Genomic DNA, 17,622 nt, shown 5'->3' with positions numbered 1-17,622 from the left:
ACTTTTTTCCTTTTTTCTTTATAAGGATAATATCCTATTTGTGTATTATATGTCCTGAAGGACTTATTCTATTTTTACTTTTGCCTTGGGCTTGGGTTTAGCCGGGGCAGCTGTTTTTTTCTCTGTTTTTTTCGTTTCCTTTGTATGTGTTTTTGTCTTTGTAGCCTCTTTCGGTTTGGCCGGTGTGGAACTTGCTTTTTTCGCTTCCGCTATTTTTGGTTTAGTCTCTGTTTTTTTAGCCGCTATTGTAGGGGCTTTTGCCAATTCCATTTTTCCTGCTTTTAAAATACTATCATTTTCTTTAAAATAAGGGTTTAAAGTAGTGACAATCTGGTTCTGATATTTTACAGAAACCATGCTGTATTTCTGAGGATCCTGAAATACCAGGTATTTTTCTACGAAAGTTTTAAATCCTCTTACTTTAAAATCAATATTATCAAGGTCTCCGATCTCTACTCTGTAATTTCCCTCGCTTGTCAGAAGATTATAGCTGTCTTTGGTTTTTGAGATTCCGATAAAATATTTCTTGCTGAAATCATCTTTGTCAATCTTTTCTACCAGTTCTGCGAGTTTTTCATATTCATCAGGTTTTACATTTCCTGTTACCAGCATACACGGATGTGAATATGTCCTTGAAATAGGAAACTCAATTCCTTTTTCATCTACATAAAAGTCTTTTCCATCTTTATTGAGTCTGAATACAGGAACTCTCTGTTTGATATCCAGATTCAGTTTTCCGTTCAGGTTCAGGTAGACATTAGCACTGTCAACTGCAGGAAGAGAATTTATTCTTTTTTCTAAAGAAGGAATATTAAGATCACCTACTTTTCCAGATGGATTTTCTTTTTTTACAATCTCCCTGATATCTTTTTCATCAACAAAATAAACCGGAGTTTTCTCACTCATTTTTACAGAAATCTTATTGTCCGTAATCTGCTCACGGCTGAATCTTCTCAATGAGAAGCTCAGTAACAATCCTAAGATAATTACAGTGACAACAATTTTTAATATTCTGTATTTATTTTTCATATTTTTTCTTCGCGAGCATTGCGTTTATACTCAAATTTTCTCTATCCATTCACAAATAGGATCATACAGGGTATCTATATTTCCTGCACCTACAGTAAGAAGGATATCAAAATCTTTTTCTTTTATTTTTTCGAAAGCATCGGATAATGTTGATACTTCTTTTTTATCTAATGTTACTTTATCCAGCAGCCAGCTTGAAGTAATACCTTCAAAATTCTCCTGAAGTTCTCTTGCAGGATAAATATCAAGAAGAATAAGCTCATCTGCTCTGCTTAAACTTTCCGCAAACCCGTCTGCAAAGTCTCTTGTTCTGCTGAAAAGGTGTGGCTGGAAGGCTACCAATAGTTTTTTATCAGGATAAAATGTTTTGATTGAACCCATTACAGCATTAATTTCTGTAGGGTGGTGGGCATAGTCATCAATATAAATTTTACCGTTTTGATAAATATGTTTTGTGTATCTTCTTTTAATTCCTTTAAAATTGGCAATTGCCTTTTTCAGCGTATCAAAATCTGCGCCTAAATTATGCAGAATAGCCAGTGCTACAGTAGCATTTTCCACATTATGGATTCCCGGAATTTCCCAGACAAAATCCTTAATCGTTTCCGTTGGTGTATGGAAGTCAAAATAAATTTTATCGTGATCCATGCGCAGGTTGTCTGAATAATAATCTGCCGGCTCATTCACTGCATAGGTTTGATGCCCTCTGCCAATTTCCAGTCCTTTTCTTATAAAAAGCTGCTGATCATTAGGAACCAAAGCCGCAAACTGCCTGAATCCTTCTTCAATATGGCTCTTATCTCCATAAATATCCAGGTGGTCAGCATCTGTAGAAGTTACTACTGCCCAGTCCGGAGACAGGTTCAGGAAGCTTCTGTCATATTCATCTGCCTCTACTACAGAATATTTGGAACCATTGTACAGGAAGTTCGATTTAAAGTTTTCAGAAATTCCACCCAAAAAGCATGAGAAAGGAAGGTCTGCTTCTTTACATAAATGGGCCACAAGGGTAGACGTGGTTGTCTTTCCATGAGTTCCTGCAATCGCAATACAGTCTGTGTTTTCGGTAATTAACCCTAAAACCTTAGCTCTTTTTAAAATTTCAAACTGATTTTGGTTGAAATAATCAAGGATGCCGAGAGTTTTGATCGCTGGAGTATAAATAACCAGTGTATCTTCTTTCTGAAGGGAAGTGATCCTTTCATCAATAAGATCTTCAAAAACAATATCAATACCTTCATTCATCAGGTTCTGAGTAAGCTTTGTATTGGTTTTGTCGTAGCCCAATACTTTTTTACCGGATGCATTGAAATAGCGTGCTAATGCACTCATTCCGATACCTCCGATTCCGACGAAGTAAAAAGTTTGATATGTTTGTAAAATGTTCATTTATATTTTAATCTTTAATAACTCTTTAACCAGTTCAGAGTTTTATTACTAATATTTTATATTATAAAGCTTTAATCAACTAACACTAATAATTCGCTAATAAATTAAATTTTAACAGTGTCAGGCTGAGCTTGTCGAAGCCTTTCCTAATTATTTTATTACTTTAAAAATCTCATCTACAATCTCTTTTGCAGCGTTTGGCTTGGCAAAATATTTAAGATTGTCAGACATTTCTTTTCTTACGCTTTCATTTTCGCAGATCTCTGATAATGTATTCCAGAATTTTTCCTGCATTTCAGAATCTTTTACCATTCTTGCTGCATTTTTTTCAACAAGATTCATAGCATTTTTCGTTTGGTGGTCTTCCGCTGCAAAAGGGAAAGGAACCAAAAGCACCGGTTTTTGTGCTACAGCCAACTCTGAAATGGCAATAGCTCCAGCTCGGGAAACGATGACATCCGCAGCAGAATAAGCCAGTTCCATATCTTTGATGAATTCTTTCAAATGAATGGAAGCTGGAAGTTGGAGGCTGGAAGACAATTCTTTGTAATCCAACTTTCCTGTTTGCCAAATTAATTGATATCCTTTTTCTTTCAGATTTTCAAGATTTTCTTTCCAGGCATTATTCAATGTTCTGGAGCCTAAAGAACCTCCTACAGACAGAATCGTAAGTTTGTCTTTATTTAATCCCATTTTTTCTTTTGCCTGGAATGTTTCCTGCATTCCTGAAACAATATTCTCACGAATCGGATTTCCCAGGAATTTTATTTTCTCTGCTGGAAAACCTTCTACTTTTGGATACGCTGTGAAAACGGCTTTGGCTTTCTTGCTTAAAATTTTATTGGTTACCCCAGCATGAGCATTCTGTTCCTGTATGAAAATCGGAATTCCCATTTTGCTGGCTTCATAAAGAGCAGGTCCGCTGGCAAATCCCCCTGTTCCTACGGCAAAATCGGGAGCGAAGTTTTTGATAATCCTTTTAGATTTTGATAAACTTTTCAGAATCTTGAAAGGCAGTCCCAGGTTGGATAGCAGATTTCCTCTGTCGATTCCTGCGATATCAATTCCTTCAATTTTATAGCCTGCCTGTGGAACTTTTTCCATTTCCATTTTCCCGTTGGCACCAATGAACAAAAATTCAGCGTCAGGAAATCTTTTTTTGATCTCATCAGCAATGGCAATGGCCGGGAAGATATGACCTCCTGTTCCGCCGCCTGATAATAATATTTTCAATTTTTTGTCCATTTTAAGCGATATCGTTTATTTCTGCTATACTTTGTTTTTTGCCCATTCCTTCTTCATCATAAATCTGGATTCTTGAGCTTATATTTAAAATAATGCCTAACTGCAAATAGGTTACCAGCATTGAAGTTCCTCCGTAACTTATCAAAGGCAGCGGCTGTCCTGTTACCGGGATCAGGTTTACAGCAACGGCTATATTGACCGAAAGCTGAATAAAGATCATTACTCCGAGACTGAGCACGAGCAGCGATCCGAAAAACGCCGGCATCTTACTGGCGATCATTACAATCCTTATCATCATGATCAGGTATAAACTGATCAGAAAAGCTGCACCAATCACGCCATATTCTTCTACGATGACCGCAAAAATAAAGTCGGAGGCAGATTGTGGCAGCATTTGTTTCAATGCGCTTTTTCCTGGTCCCATTCCGGTAATTCCGCCATGTACAATAGCTGCTTTGGCCTGCATTACCTGATAATTTTTTGCTTTTACGCTTTCATCATCTACATCGGCTGATTTGGCTTTGCTTGAAGTAAATGTTTCTACACGGCTCATCCATGTATGTACACGGTTTCCGCCAATCATGTTCGTATTCAGGGCTATTAATAAGAATAACACAATCGCTACAAATGAGGCGGAAATAAACCCTGCAATGTATTTCCAGTGAAGCTGTCCTATGATAAGAACGACTACGGAAACCATTAAAATCATCAATGCTGTGGAACCGTTATCTTTGGCTACCAGTACAAAAACAAGCAGGATAGGTCCGAAAATATACATGATATTCTCTATTGGAAGCCTTTCTCTTGTGATCTTCTTGGTTAAATATCTGCACAGATAGATGATTAACATTAAAAAAGCAAATGATGAGGGTTGGAAAGAGATCGGTGTTCCCGGGATTTTCAGCCACCTGGAAGCACTGGCCCCATCAATGGTCTGTCCGGTAAACATAGTAACAATCAACAGAATAATCATAAGGCCGAGCAGGATGCTGCTGAGCTTTCCGATGTATTCATATTTTATAGTTCCTACCAGTCTCATAATTGCTAATCCCAAGACTACAAAGAACATATGTTTGATAACGTGACCTGTTGTGGTTCCGTTATTAACAATATACTCGAGGTTTGAACTTGCAGAGTATACGGGGAAAATAGAGAAAATGGAGATCACAAGGATGACCATCCAAAGTACTTTATCGCCCTTTAGAAATTCAAATCTGCTTTCTGTGTTCTGTTCGTCCATATTTAATGCTATTCTGGCTAATGGCCGTTGGCTTTTAATACCTGATCTTTAAACTGGCGTCCTCTGTCTTCATAGCTTTTGAACAAGTCAAAGCTTGCGCAGCATGGAGATAATAGAACGGTATCACCTTTTTTAGCTAATGATTTTGAAATTCTCACCGCTTCTTCCATGCTTGAAGTATCATAAATAACTTCTTTTTTGTCTTTAAAGAAGTCTATGATCTTCTTGTTATCTACTCCAAGGCAAACAATTGCCTTTACTTTTCTTTTGACTAAATCTTCAATTTCGGTATAGTCATTTCCTTTATCTAATCCACCAACAATCCATACGGTTGGTGTTTTCATACTTTCTAAAGCATAGTAAGTAGCGTTCACGTTGGTTGCTTTACTGTCGTTGATGTATTTTACATTGTCAATTTCAGTTACAAACTCCAATCTGTGCTCTACGGCCTGGAATGTCATCAATGAATGTCTGATGCTTTCATTGTTGATTTTTAATATCTTACCGGCAATAGATGCCGCCAGGCTGTTGGCTACATTGTGATTTCCCAATAGAGACAATTCATCCACTTTCATGGCGAATTCGTCTTTCATTTTTACCACAATTTCATCTTCATTGATGAAACCTCCTTCAGGTAACTTCTCTTTTATTGAGAAAGGAATCATTTTAGCCTTTATTTCAAGCTTTTCAAGAAGACTTTTACTCATTTCATCATCTTTGTTGTAGATGAAGAAGTTGTCATTCTCTTGATTTTCAGTGATTCTGAATTTTGCTAAAGCATATTCTTCATAGTTGTAGTTGTACTGATCCAGGTGATCCTGAGACAGATTCAATAATAAAGAAATATAAGGTCTGAAATTCTGAATATCATCCAGCTGGAAAGAGCTTACTTCCAGTACATAATATTCATGGTTTTCATCTGCAACCTGCTTGGCAAAGCTGTATCCAATATTTCCTCCTAAACCTACATTCAATCCGTCATTTTTCAGGATATAATAGATCAGGGAAGTAGTGGTTGTTTTTCCGTTGCTTCCGGTAATGGCAATGATCTTTGCATCTGTAAATTCAGAAGCAAATTCAATTTCAGAGGATAGCCTGATTCCTTTATCATGAATTTTATTGATGATATCTGCCTTTTTCGGAATTCCCGGGCTTTTTACAATCCAGTCAGCATTTAAAATCCTTTCTTCATCATGGTTTCCTTCTTCAAATTCAATTTCATTATCGGTAAGAAACTGCTTATAGTTATCCTTAATGGCTCCTTTATCTGAAAGAAATACTTCCAGACCTTTCTTTTTAGCCAAATAAGCAGCTCCGCATCCGCTTTCTCCACCTCCTAAAACAACTATTTTCATATTATAAAAGCTTTATGCTATAGGCTTTAAGCGTATTGCTTATTGCTTACAGCTTTTAATTTTTATCTCATTTTTAATGTGATCAGACATACAATGGCCAATATTACTCCGATGATGATCATCCTGTTCACAATTTTACTTTCGTGGAACCCTTCTTTCTGATAATGATGGTGTAATGGTGACATTTTGAATAGTCTATTGTTTTGGGCATATTCCAGCCCGTATTTTCTTTTTCTGTATTTGAAAACAACTACCTGAAGCATTACAGACACGTTTTCAATCAGGAAGATTCCGCATAATACAGGAATCAGCAATTCTTTTCTTAAAATGATGGCTAAAACGGCAATTACTCCTCCCAGCATCAAACTTCCGGTATCTCCCATGAAAACCTGTGCGGGGTAGGTGTTGTACCAGAAGAATCCGATCACGGCACCTACCATTGCCACGGCAAAAATGGTGGTTTCTCCCATGTTGGGAAGGAACATAATATTGAGATAATCTGCAAAGATGATGTTCCCTGAAAGGTAGGCGAAAAGAGCCAGCGTAAGCAGTATAATGGCGCTTGTACCTGCTGCGAGACCGTCAATTCCATCTGTGATATTGGCTCCGTTTGAAACGGCTGTTACAATGAAAATCACAATAGGAATAAAGACAATCCATGCCCACTCATGGGCATCTTTATCATTCATCCAAAATAACATTCCACTATAGTCGAACTCATTATTCTTTGCAAAAGGAACGGTAGAAACAGTAATTTTCTCTGTAGGCATAAAGTTTTGCTCTACGTTGTTTCTGTTCACCACCTTAGCATCTGCATATTTTCTTTTTACGGTAATATCCGGGTGGAAATACATTGTAATTCCGACAATTAGCCCTAATCCGACCTGTCCTACAATTTTGAATTTACCACTTAAACCGTCTTTATTTTTTTTGATTTTCTTTAAATAATCATCCAGGAAACCAATAGCACCCATCCAGAACATAGAAACCAGCAGCAGTACAATGTACACATTGGTGATTCTTGTAAACAGCAATACCGGAATGATGGTTGCCAAAATAATGATAAGCCCTCCCATGGTAGGAGTTCCTTCTTTTTGTTTTTGACCATCCAATCCCAGATCACGTACCAATTCTCCCATCTGTTTTGTTCTCAGGTAATTGATTACTCTTTTTCCGAAGACAAGAGCAATGATGAGTGAGAATAATACAGCCATTCCGGCACGGAAGGAGATGTATTTCAACATTCCTAATCCCGGAACGTGAATTCCATGGTCGGTTAGATATTCGTATAGATAGTATAGCATGTTTCTGGTTTTTATTATTTAAAAATTTAATTTATTTAAAGATTTAAAGATTGGGTTTCTCAATATTTTCACTTAAATACTTAATAAAGTTTGATATGTTTGAAGAAACCTCTCTTGAAAGGATGATAATTTCTTCGGCTTTATTTTCGTCACCTAATTTTAATCTTTTACTTACAATCAGCATGCTTTTCACTTCTGCACAGCTGCCTTTTGCAATTTTTAAATATCTAATAAATTGTCTGTTATTATTATATTCTGAGCCTTCCGCAATATTGTTGCTAATTGAAAAACTCGCTCTTTTTATCTGGTTATTAAATTCAAATTCTTTACAAAACTCTGACTTTGAAGAAAAATATAGACTTTTTCAATAAGATCTAAACTTTTGATATATACAGGGAAATTTTCAAAATTCTTCGCCATACCAAATTTTTAAATTTTTAAATGAATTTAATCTTTCAATTTACTTGGACATTAATTTCCAAAGCTCATTAATTACTTCTTTGTCGTCAAAATGATGTCTCACACCATTTATCTCCTGATAGGTCTCGTGGCCTTTTCCGGCAACTAAGACGATATCTTTAGGTTCTGCAAACTTTATGGCCATTTTTATGGCTTCTTTTCTGTCCGGAATTGAAGTGTATTTGCTGAAGTTCTGAGGTTCAACACCTGCTTCAATTTCTTTAATGATCTGTGCAGGATCTTCAGTTCTCGGATTATCTGAAGTGATGATTGCCAGTGTTGATTTTTTGGAGGCAATATTTCCCATTTCAGGTCTTTTGGAGTGATCTCTGTCTCCTCCGCATCCGAATACGGTGATTAATCTTTCGTTTTTGGTTCTGATATCGTTGATGCTGTCCAGAATGTTTTCCAAAGCATCCGGAGTGTGCGCATAATCTACGATAAAGAATATTCCGCCATCTGATTTGAAGGTTTCAAATCTTCCGGAAACTCTTTTTAATTTGCTGATGGCCTGAAGAATTTCATCCTGCTCAAAACCTAGTTCTGCAGCAATTCCGAATACAAGCAGCAAGTTGTATACATTGAATTTCCCGGTCAGTGTCGTCCAGAATTCTTTTCCATTGAAGTTCAGCAGCATTCCGTTGAAATCCACTTCCAATAATTTTCCGTGATAGTCTGCCATGGTTTTCAAAGCGTAAGACTTCTTTGCTGCCTTAGTGTTCTGAAGCATGACGTTGCCATTTTTGTCATCCACATTGGTGATGGCAATGGCTGTATCTTCTAATTGATCGAAGAATCTTTTCTTTGTTTTTAAATATTCTTCGAATGTTTTATGGTAATCCAAATGATCATGAGTAAGGTTGGTGAAGCCCGCTATTTTAAAGTGTAATCCTTCAATTCTGTTTTGGGCAATTCCGTGTGAGCTTACTTCCATGAAAGCAAATTCACATCCTTTTTCTACGGCTTCAGCTAAAATCCTGTTGATGGTAATCACATCAGGAGTAGTGTGGGTAGCTGGAATAATTTCTTCACCAATTCTGATCTCAACAGTGGAAAGTAAAGCCGCTGGGTATCCCAGATTTTTGAAAACGTCAAAAAGAAGGGTAGAAACAGATGTTTTTCCGTTGGTTCCTGTAACTCCTATCAGTTTCAGCTTCTGTGAAGGATTTCCATAGAAATTAGAGGTAAGATGACCTAGGGCTTTAGATGAATCTTTTACCTGAACATAAGTTACGTTTTCAGCCAATGTTTCAGGGAATTCTTCGCAAACGATTGCGGCAGCTCCTTTTTCAATAGCAGATGCAATGAATGAATGACCATCCACTACGGTTCCCCTCATAGCAATGTAAAGAGAGTTTTCTGTAACCTTTCTGCTGTCGATCACCAATTCAGTAACCTCACGGCTGCTATCACCGTGAATTTCCAAGACTGGGATTCTGTTTACTAATTCTGTTATAATCATCTTTATCAATAAGGCTTTGCCCTATTTTGGTTTAAATGGTCCTTTCGGAACCTTGTTTTAATTTTGCAGAGACAAATAAATTCTCTGGTTTTTACTGATTGTTGTGCCTTCCAGAGGGAATTGTTCTTTAATTCTTCCTACTCCTTTATAGTCGACACGGTAGCCCAGGTTTTCCAGCTGAGGGATTACGTTTTTACCAATTAATCCCACTACATTAGGCATCTGCTTATCATTTACTGCTACTTTAACGTTAGGTTCAACCATTTTGCTCAGGTTTACCTTTTTGTCTACGAGCATTTCTTTTTCAATATTCTGAGGTGTTTTCAGGAATGTTTTTCCTGCAATTTCTTTAAACACCGGTGCTGAAACGGAACCTCCATAAAATCCTTTTGCTGTGTTAGGCTCACTAATCATTACATAACAAGTGTACTTTGGTGCGTCTGCGGGATAAAATCCTGCAAAGGATGCACGGTACTTCATTGGACCTGGCAGCCAGTATTCAAATCTTGCAGTACCTGTTTTTCCTGCCATTTTCAGGTTAGGAGTAAAGATGCTTCGTCCTGTCCCTTTTTCTACGGCTTTGGTTAAAGCGCTGGTCATCATTTTGATTGCTTTTTCAGAAGCCATTTTGTTCACCATTACTTCAGGTTTTGCATTGTACATTACCTTTCCGTCTTTCATGATCTTATCAATGAATAATGGCTTAAGCATTTTACCTCCATTAGCGACTCCGTTGTAGAAAGTTGTCAATTGCAGCAGGTTGATATTGGAAGAATATCCGTAAGAAATAGAGGCTAGTGTTGCAGCATTCCATCTTTTATTCTGTGGAGTTACGATCTTCGGTTTTGTAATTCCCGGAAGCTCTATATCCATTTTGTCGAATAATTTCCAACGTCTCAGGTGATCAAGGAAGATCTGTGGCTTTTCTGCATAATATTTTGTGATCAGCTTTGATGTTCCTACGTTACTGGATTTCGCCAACACATCACTGATGTCATAAGTTCCTCCTCCGTGACCGTCAGAGATTCTTTGTTTTGCATATACCCAAACTCCGTTTCCTACGTTTACTGTTGTATTTTCATCAATGAATCCGTCATCCATTGCGGCCAGAAGCGAAATGGTTTTAAAAGTGGATCCGGGTTCGATATTATCTTTCAGGGCATAGTTGTAAGAGTCTTCGTAATCTCCTGATTCTGTTCTTCTTAGATTAACAAGAGCACGTACTTTTCCGGTTTCAACTTCCATCACGATTACGGTACCGTGTTTGGCTTCGAAATTAATCAGCTGCTTCTCAAGAGCGGAGTGTGCAATATCTTGAATTCTAAGATCTAAGGTAGTATACACATCTTCTCCGTCTACAGGTTCCTGAACTTTCCAGAAGTCGATAGGTTTCCATTGGGAAGAATTGATTCTCTGTTCTAATCTTTTTCCGTCAGTTCCGGTTAAATATTTTGAGAAAGCTCCTTCCAGTCCTGATCTAAGCTCTCCGTTATCCATTCCGATGGTTCCGGCTCCAATTTCTGAAGTAGCCAATTCTCTTTTATAATTTCTGTCAACAATAAATCCTCCTTTGTTTTTACCTCTTTTGAAGATAGGAAACTTTCGGATTCTGTCGTATTGATCGAAATCCAGTCCTTTTACCAGGGTATAGTACTGGTTTTTCTTTTTCTTCTGCTCATCAAACTTCTGTCTGAATTCTCCTCTGGATTTTCCGAACATTTTGCTCAAAGAATCCGTCAGTGCTCCGATGTTGTTGGAGTACACCGTATCTTTCATTGTTTTGAAATCAAGATAGATGTCATATCGCATCACTGTGGTTGCGAGAATAGAACCATCGGAAGCAAAAAGGTTACCGCGGGCAGCTTTTAAGGTAGCCTCACGATAGTTTTTATTAATGTAATCATCTTTTATTTCCTGGACATTGGTGTTCTGAAGGATGACAATTCTTGCCAGGAACATGACAAACACGCACAAAGCTACCACTGCAAAGAGGTAGCCCCATCGTAACGTTTTCTTACGTTTATTGTCGTATTCATTTTGCTTTTGCATCTGTACTGTCCAGTTTTATTAGCAATTTATGAGGGTGGTTTTCCAGGGTCATCAATGAATCCCGGGCAACCTCTTTCCCCAGCTCTGATTCCATTTTTACTTTGATCAGCTTACTCTGGGCGTAAGCGTTTCGTGATTTATATTCTTCTGTTTCTTCCTTTAGGGCGTTTACAATTTTTATTTTTTTATTGACGAGATGATTGGTATAAATCATGGCCATCATCAGGATAAACAACAAGAGAAAATACCTGTAATGTATTTTGATCTCATCACGATTCAGAAAGTTTCCTTTTATAATGTCTATAAAAGTGAGTCTTTTCTGGGGGCGATTTGTTGTTCTTTTTGCCAAAGCTTTCTTTATGGTTGATTAATGATCAATGATGATTGATATTTTAAAATCATTGACCAGTTATCTGTTATCATTTATACTTTAATTCCTGTTCTCATTTTGGCACTTCTTGCTCTTGAGTTTTCTTCGATTTCCTGATCATCAGGAATGATTGCTTTACTCTTTATCAATTCGAATGCCTTTTTATAATTTCCGTAGATATCTCTTTCCGGTTCTCCTTCGAACATTCCGTTTTTCAGAAATCTTTTTACCAAACGGTCTTCCAGAGAGTGGTAAGAAATAACGACTAATCTTCCTTCTTGTTTTAAAACATTGTAAGCCTGAACCAGCATTTCTTTCAATACTTCAAGTTCCTGGTTTACTTCAATTCTTATCGCCTGAAAAAGCTGAGCATAGAACTTATTAACCTTGTGAGGCGGAATATAGCTGAACAGTTTTTTCAGGTCTTCCGTAGTGTCTATACTTTTTGTTTTTCTGTGATGAACAATTTCTCTTGCCAGCTTTCTTGCTTCTCTTAATTCTCCATAGTGGTAGAAAAGGTCTGCAAGTTCGCTTTCTTCATATTCATTGATCACTCTTTTGGCATCCAGATTCTGCATTACATTCATCCTCATATCCAAAGGAGCGTTGCTTCTTGTGGAAAAACCTCTGTCTGCTTCATCAAACTGATGTGAAGAAACACCCAGGTCAGCCAAAACACCATCCACCTGAGGAACTCCGTACATCAGTAATGAGTTTTCCAGAAACCTGAAATTCTGATTAACCAATGTAAATCTGGGATCATCAATTGTATTTTTAAGTGCATCCAGGTCCTGATCAAAACTGAACAATCTCCCTTTGTCGGAAAGTCTGCTCAAGATTTCTCTTGAATGGCCTCCGCCTCCAAAGGTGCAGTCCACATATATTCCGTCAGGATTCGTCACCAAATCATCAACACTCTGCTTCAACAAAACGGGGTTATGATACATGCTTAATTGTGTTTTTTATTTACTATATAATCTTATTAATAACCTACAGTTATTCTTCATCGAAAGAGCCCATCACATCTTCGGCAAGGCTTGCAAAATCAGCTTCATTGGTGGCGATTACCTTTTCATAGGCATCTTTATCCCAAATTTCGAAGAGCTCTCCCGCGCTGGTAATCACAATATCTTTTTGAAGATTTGCGAAAATCGTCAGGTCTTTGGAGATCTGTAATCTTCCTGCATTATCCAATTCTACTGTCTTTACTCCTGCCGTAAACATTCGTATGAAATCAGCATTCTTTTTTATGAATCTGTTCAGTTTATTAATTTTGCCCATCAGTTTGTCCCACGCATTCATAGGATAGACTTCCAGGCAGGGTTGGAACACAGATCTTTTGACTACAAATGCCTTGTCTTCGAAGTTTTCCATCTGTTTAATTAAAGATGAAGGAACTTTCAAGCGGCCTTTGTCGTCAATTTTGCACTCATATGTCCCAATGAAATTTTTCATTTGGGACAAATTTATATAATAATTTCCAAAATTTCCCACTTTTTCCCACTTTTTGACTCAATGTTAATAAGTTTTATTAAAGATTGAATTTCAATAATGTAAAATACTGATATGAAGAGACTTGTAAAAAGTGTTATTTAAGCCATAATAAAGCGGTTTCGAAAAAAAAAGTTAAAAAGGAGAATATTATATTATTTTTATCTTAAATTAGGATAATCAAAATTTTTTTGAGGTTTAATTTGTATTTTTGCAAGGCTTTATTAAGGCGTTTTATGATATTTAGTACAAAAAAAGAAAAGAAATATTCCTATATAGAAGCAGGAGAAGGACATCCATTAGTGCTGTTGCACGGGTTAATGGGTGGTTTGAGTAATTTCGATAAAATGGTAGATTTTTTTTCGGAAAGGGGGTTCAAAGTATATGTTCCTCAATTACCCATCTATGATCTTCCTGTACTCAATACGAATCTTACCACTATCGCAAAATATATTATCAAGTTTATAGAAAGTCATATTTCAGAACCTGTAAGCATTGTAGGAAACTCAATGGGAGGGCATGTAGGACTTATCTTGACTTTGGCAAGACCTGATCTTGTAAAGAATCTTGTTCTTACAGGAAGTTCCGGATTGTATGAAAGAACTTTCGGAGACAGCTTTCCAAGAAAAAATGACAGATCTTATATCAGAAAGAAGACGGAAGAAGTTTTCTATGATCCAAAGGTGGCAACAGAAGATCTTGTGGATGAAGTTTTTGCAGTAGTGAATGACAGAATGAAAGGAATAAAAACGGTAATGCTGGCAAGAAGTGCCATCAAACACAATATGTTGAATGACCTTCCGAAGATTGTGACACCTACGTGTCTGATCTGGGGTAAACAGGATAATGTGACTCCTCCGGAAGTGGCAGAAGATATGCACAAATTTATTCCCAATTCGGATTTATTCTGGATAGACCATTGCGGGCATGCAGCCATGATGGAAAAGCCAAATGAATTTAATGAAATCCTGTACAACTGGATAAAAGATAAAGTTTAAATACATAATAATAAATGACCATTAAGAGCTTTTCTTAATGGTTTATTTTTCTAAAATACATTCAAAATGATTATCAAGACAGCAGAGTTTGTAAAGAGTAGTGGAAAATGGCAGGAATGCCCTGAGCCAAATATTCCCGAATATGCTTTTATCGGAAGGTCGAACGTAGGAAAATCATCACTGATCAATGCGATGATGAATCATAAAGATTTGGCTAAAACTTCGGGGACTCCGGGAAAAACTCAGCTAATCAATCATTTTTTGGTGAATGAAAACTGGTATCTTACCGACTTACCGGGATATGGGTATGCAAAGGTTTCAAAAGTTCAGCGAAAGGATTTTGAAAAACTGATCACCAATTATATTCTGAACAGAAGAAATCTGGTGAACCTTTTTGTTTTGGTAGATTCAAGACACAGTCCACAGAAAATTGATCTGGAATTCATCCAGTGGTGCGGGGAAAGTGGAATACCATTTTCCATTGTCTTTACCAAGGCAGATAAACTAAAGCCGAACGTAGTTGTCAAAAATGTTGAAGACTATAAGGCTGAACTTCATAAAACGTGGGAAGATCTTCCTGAGCTGTATATTACTTCTGCGGAAAAGAAAGAGGGTGGAGACAAGATCCTCGATTTTATCCAAAAGACCAATGAGTTTTTAACGAATAATAATATAAGTTTCGATGAGTAATATTGTCTGGAAAATAAAAACGTTTGAGGAGTTCACCGTTCCTGAATTGTATGCAGTACTGAAGGCGCGTATTGATGTTTTTGTTATTGAGCAGAACTGTCCTTATCCCGATCTGGATAATTATGATCAGAAAGGAGTTCATATCTGGGCTGAAGAAAACGGACAGGTACTGGCCTACTGCCGTGTATTTGACAAGGGGATAAAATATGATGAAACTTCTTTCGGAAGAGTTCTGACCACAGAACAGGCGAGAGGAAAAAGCCTTGGGAAGCAGTTAATACAATACGCTATAGAAACTATAGAAAACCGTTTTCATACTTCTGAAATTAAAATATCTGCACAGGATTATCTGTTAAGATTTTACAGTGGTTTCGGATTTGAAGATACAGGGAATAAATATCTTGAAGATGATATTCCGCATACGGAAATGATAAGAAAGTAAAAAGGTATCTCAAACGAGATACCTTTTTTCGAACTGTTGTATAAAATTATATTGGGTGATATTAGTTTTTCATCATTCCCTATATCAAAATTAAGACTATTAAAAAAAACAACCTTACGGAAATCCGTAATGGATTAAATAATTCCCAAATCTTTACAAAAAGCAACAAGCTGCTCATTATTGGTTATCTGAAGATCTTCTTTCATACTGTTCAGTTTTTCCTCTATACTGGCTAATAGTTTTCTAATGTTTTATGAAGCTCTTCTCTAAAATTATAAATTTCATCCAGACTATTCAATAATATTTTTTCTCCTGCATCCTTACCATTGTGAAACGTCTCAATATATTTATTAGCGGTATTGAAATGTAATCTACAAAGTGGTTTTCTATTATTATCATCAAGTAAAATTCCAAAATAAGATAATGTATCTCTATATGCTATTCTTGATGCCGGAACTTTTTCTCGCATAATAGCTTTTACGATTTGGAAACCCTCAAGCTCTTCTTCAGTAGTAACAATTTTAGAGTCATTATTCTCATCTATAGGTTGAGACATTTTAATATCATCTTCCTGTTTTTCAATTTGTTCATTGATATTTAATGCAGATTTAAGCCTAAAACTAATAGATTCATTAATAGAGGTTGCTAATGCTTTTTTTGTATATTCTTTAAATGAAAGCATTCTGTTAGCTGTCATTGGCTTTTCAAAGAATCGTCCTACTAGTAGCTTTACAATTTCATCAGAAGGAGATTCTATTTCTTTTTCGAATTCCTTTCTGATAGCCTTAATATATTTTAATGCTTCTGCGGAGTCCAGAATATTCTCCAGATTGTAATCTTTTTTAGTAAAACTTTCCAGTATTTTTATTGAACTATCCTTTAAGTCCTCCATATTGATAGTGAAAAATGGTTTTTCATCCATAATATTGGGCTTTTCAAGATCTGTATAAAAATTATAAATAATACCATTTGTAAGAACACCAAATCTTGTTTTAGAAACATGATAATATCTATGAAGTTGAGAATTATGTGCGTCAGCACTTTCTTTCCAATGTTTGCATTCAATAATAAAAATAGGCTCATCATTATTTTTAATTACATAATCCACTTTTTCTCCTTTTTTGGTTCCGATATCACAAACATGTTCAGGTATTACCTCTGTAGGATTGAAAATGTCATAGCCTAAAATTTGTATAAAAGGCATTACAAATGCATTTTTAGTAGCTTCTTCGGTTGCAATTTGATCTTTTAATCCTGATACTTTTTGCTGTAATTGCTCAAGTTTAATTTTAAGGTCCATTCTGTTATTTTTATTTATACCTCAAATTTATATTCCATTAAAATAGTATCCTTACGGAAAGCCGTAAAACAAAAAAACCTTCCAAAAAAATGAAAGGTTTCTATAAAATAGTAATTTTAACAAGGATTAAATAATTCCCAAATCTTTACAAAAAGCAACAAGCTGCTCATTATTGGTTATCTGAAGATCTTCTTTCATACTGTTCAGTTTTTTCTCTACGCTGCTTAAGCTGTTGGGCTTGATATCATTGGTTTGAAGATATACAGGTATGTTTTTTTGTAAAACGCCTTGGGATAATAAAGAGACCAGGGTGATATCATACGTGGAAAATTCATAATTGTTGAGCTTCTTTACTTCCTGTTGAAGATCTAGTGAAAGATAATTTTCATTTACATAGGTTGAAGCAATTGCTTTTTTCAGCTCTTTTGAATCATTACGGGCTTTACGAACAAAACCATTAATTCCATATTCATTAAAAAGATTGTCTATCACTCCGGATTTGTGCTCCGCTGAAAAGACAATGATTTTTAAAGAAGGTTGTAGCTTTTTAATGGTTTTTATCAATTCTTTTCCATCTTTAAGATTTTGTATATTGTGGTCTTCTTCAAAAGAAAGATCTGTAATTAACAAATCATAAAGATCATTTTCACGAATGGATTTTTGAATTTTAGCTAGTGCATCATCACAATAATATACATAATCTGTGGTGGAAATATTAAGGTCTTCTAATGTTTTCTGTACAGAAATACTACTGCTTTCGTGATCTTCAGCTATTAAAATTTTTTTGAACATTCTTTTT

The 17,622-nt window shown here is 36.2% G+C and carries 17 protein-coding genes; 3 read left to right on the top strand and 14 right to left on the bottom strand.

The window, feature by feature from the left end; translation table 11 throughout:
- Positions 1-63: 63 nt before the first annotated feature.
- From LKL37_RS14545 to mraZ, 12 genes are all read right to left on the bottom strand, one after another.
- The gene (locus LKL37_RS14545; RefSeq protein ID WP_431611250.1) at positions 64-1,029 is read right to left on the bottom strand and encodes a cell division protein FtsQ/DivIB; all 966 of its coding nucleotides are present in this window, start codon (positions 1,027-1,029) and stop codon (positions 64-66) included.
- A gap of 30 nt (positions 1,030-1,059) precedes the next feature.
- Positions 1,060-2,418: a UDP-N-acetylmuramate--L-alanine ligase gene (murC, locus tag LKL37_RS14540; protein WP_431611249.1), complete on the bottom strand. Its 1,359-nt coding sequence runs from the start codon at positions 2,416-2,418 to the stop codon at positions 1,060-1,062.
- A 150-nt stretch (positions 2,419-2,568) separates the two neighbouring features.
- Positions 2,569-3,663 (bottom strand): undecaprenyldiphospho-muramoylpentapeptide beta-N-acetylglucosaminyltransferase, encoded by a 1,095-nt coding sequence (gene murG / locus LKL37_RS14535; RefSeq protein ID WP_431611248.1) that lies wholly within the window; start codon positions 3,661-3,663, stop codon positions 2,569-2,571.
- Between the two features lies 1 nt (position 3,664).
- Positions 3,665-4,903: an FtsW/RodA/SpoVE family cell cycle protein gene (locus LKL37_RS14530; protein ID WP_431611247.1), complete on the bottom strand. Its 1,239-nt coding sequence runs from the start codon at positions 4,901-4,903 to the stop codon at positions 3,665-3,667.
- Between the two features lie 17 nt (positions 4,904-4,920).
- Positions 4,921-6,258 (bottom strand): UDP-N-acetylmuramoyl-L-alanine--D-glutamate ligase, encoded by a 1,338-nt coding sequence (murD, locus tag LKL37_RS14525; RefSeq protein WP_431611246.1) that lies wholly within the window; start codon positions 6,256-6,258, stop codon positions 4,921-4,923.
- Between the two features lie 62 nt (positions 6,259-6,320).
- On the bottom strand, positions 6,321-7,562 hold the full coding sequence (mraY, locus tag LKL37_RS14520; RefSeq protein WP_431611245.1) for a phospho-N-acetylmuramoyl-pentapeptide-transferase: 1,242 nt from the start codon (positions 7,560-7,562) through the stop codon (positions 6,321-6,323).
- Positions 7,563-7,605: 43 nt separating this feature from the next.
- Positions 7,606-7,845: a four helix bundle protein gene (locus LKL37_RS14515; RefSeq protein ID WP_431611815.1), complete on the bottom strand. Its 240-nt coding sequence runs from the start codon at positions 7,843-7,845 to the stop codon at positions 7,606-7,608.
- 177 nt (positions 7,846-8,022) lie between these two features.
- Positions 8,023-9,483 (bottom strand): UDP-N-acetylmuramoyl-L-alanyl-D-glutamate--2,6-diaminopimelate ligase, encoded by a 1,461-nt coding sequence (locus tag LKL37_RS14510; RefSeq protein WP_431611244.1) that lies wholly within the window; start codon positions 9,481-9,483, stop codon positions 8,023-8,025.
- A gap of 57 nt (positions 9,484-9,540) precedes the next feature.
- Positions 9,541-11,532, bottom strand: a complete 1,992-nt coding sequence (locus LKL37_RS14505; RefSeq protein WP_431611243.1) for a penicillin-binding transpeptidase domain-containing protein — start codon at positions 11,530-11,532, stop codon at positions 9,541-9,543.
- Positions 11,516-11,881, bottom strand: coding sequence for an FtsL-like putative cell division protein (locus tag LKL37_RS14500; RefSeq protein WP_105682842.1), 366 nt, complete (start codon positions 11,879-11,881; stop codon positions 11,516-11,518). The genes LKL37_RS14505 and LKL37_RS14500 overlap by 17 nt, the downstream gene beginning before the upstream one ends.
- Positions 11,882-11,955: 74 nt before the next feature.
- Positions 11,956-12,849, bottom strand: coding sequence for a 16S rRNA (cytosine(1402)-N(4))-methyltransferase RsmH (gene rsmH, locus LKL37_RS14495; RefSeq protein WP_431611242.1), 894 nt, complete (start codon positions 12,847-12,849; stop codon positions 11,956-11,958).
- Positions 12,850-12,898: 49 nt separating this feature from the next.
- Positions 12,899-13,357 (bottom strand): division/cell wall cluster transcriptional repressor MraZ, encoded by a 459-nt coding sequence (mraZ, locus tag LKL37_RS14490; protein WP_047378001.1) that lies wholly within the window; start codon positions 13,355-13,357, stop codon positions 12,899-12,901.
- A 272-nt stretch (positions 13,358-13,629) separates the two neighbouring features.
- Between mraZ and LKL37_RS14485 the strand changes: the two genes are divergently transcribed.
- From LKL37_RS14485 to LKL37_RS14475, 3 genes are all read left to right on the top strand, one after another.
- Complete coding sequence (locus LKL37_RS14485) at positions 13,630-14,391, top strand: alpha/beta fold hydrolase (protein ID WP_431611241.1); 762 nt, start codon at positions 13,630-13,632, stop codon at positions 14,389-14,391.
- Positions 14,392-14,457: 66 nt separating this feature from the next.
- Positions 14,458-15,081 (top strand): ribosome biogenesis GTP-binding protein YihA/YsxC, encoded by a 624-nt coding sequence (gene yihA, locus LKL37_RS14480; protein ID WP_431611240.1) that lies wholly within the window; start codon positions 14,458-14,460, stop codon positions 15,079-15,081.
- Entirely contained in the window at positions 15,074-15,523 is a 450-nt protein-coding gene (locus LKL37_RS14475; protein ID WP_431611239.1) for a GNAT family N-acetyltransferase, read from the top strand. The genes yihA and LKL37_RS14475 overlap by 8 nt, the downstream gene beginning before the upstream one ends.
- Positions 15,524-15,755: 232 nt before the next feature.
- Here the strand turns inward: LKL37_RS14475 and LKL37_RS14470 are convergent, their stop codons facing one another.
- Complete coding sequence (locus LKL37_RS14470; protein ID WP_431611238.1) at positions 15,756-16,823, bottom strand: type I restriction endonuclease; 1,068 nt, start codon at positions 16,821-16,823, stop codon at positions 15,756-15,758.
- Positions 16,824-16,949: 126 nt separating this feature from the next.
- Positions 16,950-17,615, bottom strand: a complete 666-nt coding sequence (locus LKL37_RS14465) for a response regulator (protein WP_431611237.1) — start codon at positions 17,613-17,615, stop codon at positions 16,950-16,952.
- Between the last annotated feature and the right edge of the window lie 7 nt (positions 17,616-17,622).

The sequence above is a fragment of the Chryseobacterium sp. 'Rf worker isolate 10' genome, from assembly GCF_050753305.1.
Classification (GTDB): Bacteria; Bacteroidota; Bacteroidia; order Flavobacteriales; family Weeksellaceae; genus Chryseobacterium.
This window is presented reverse-complemented; position numbering and strand designations above follow the sequence as displayed.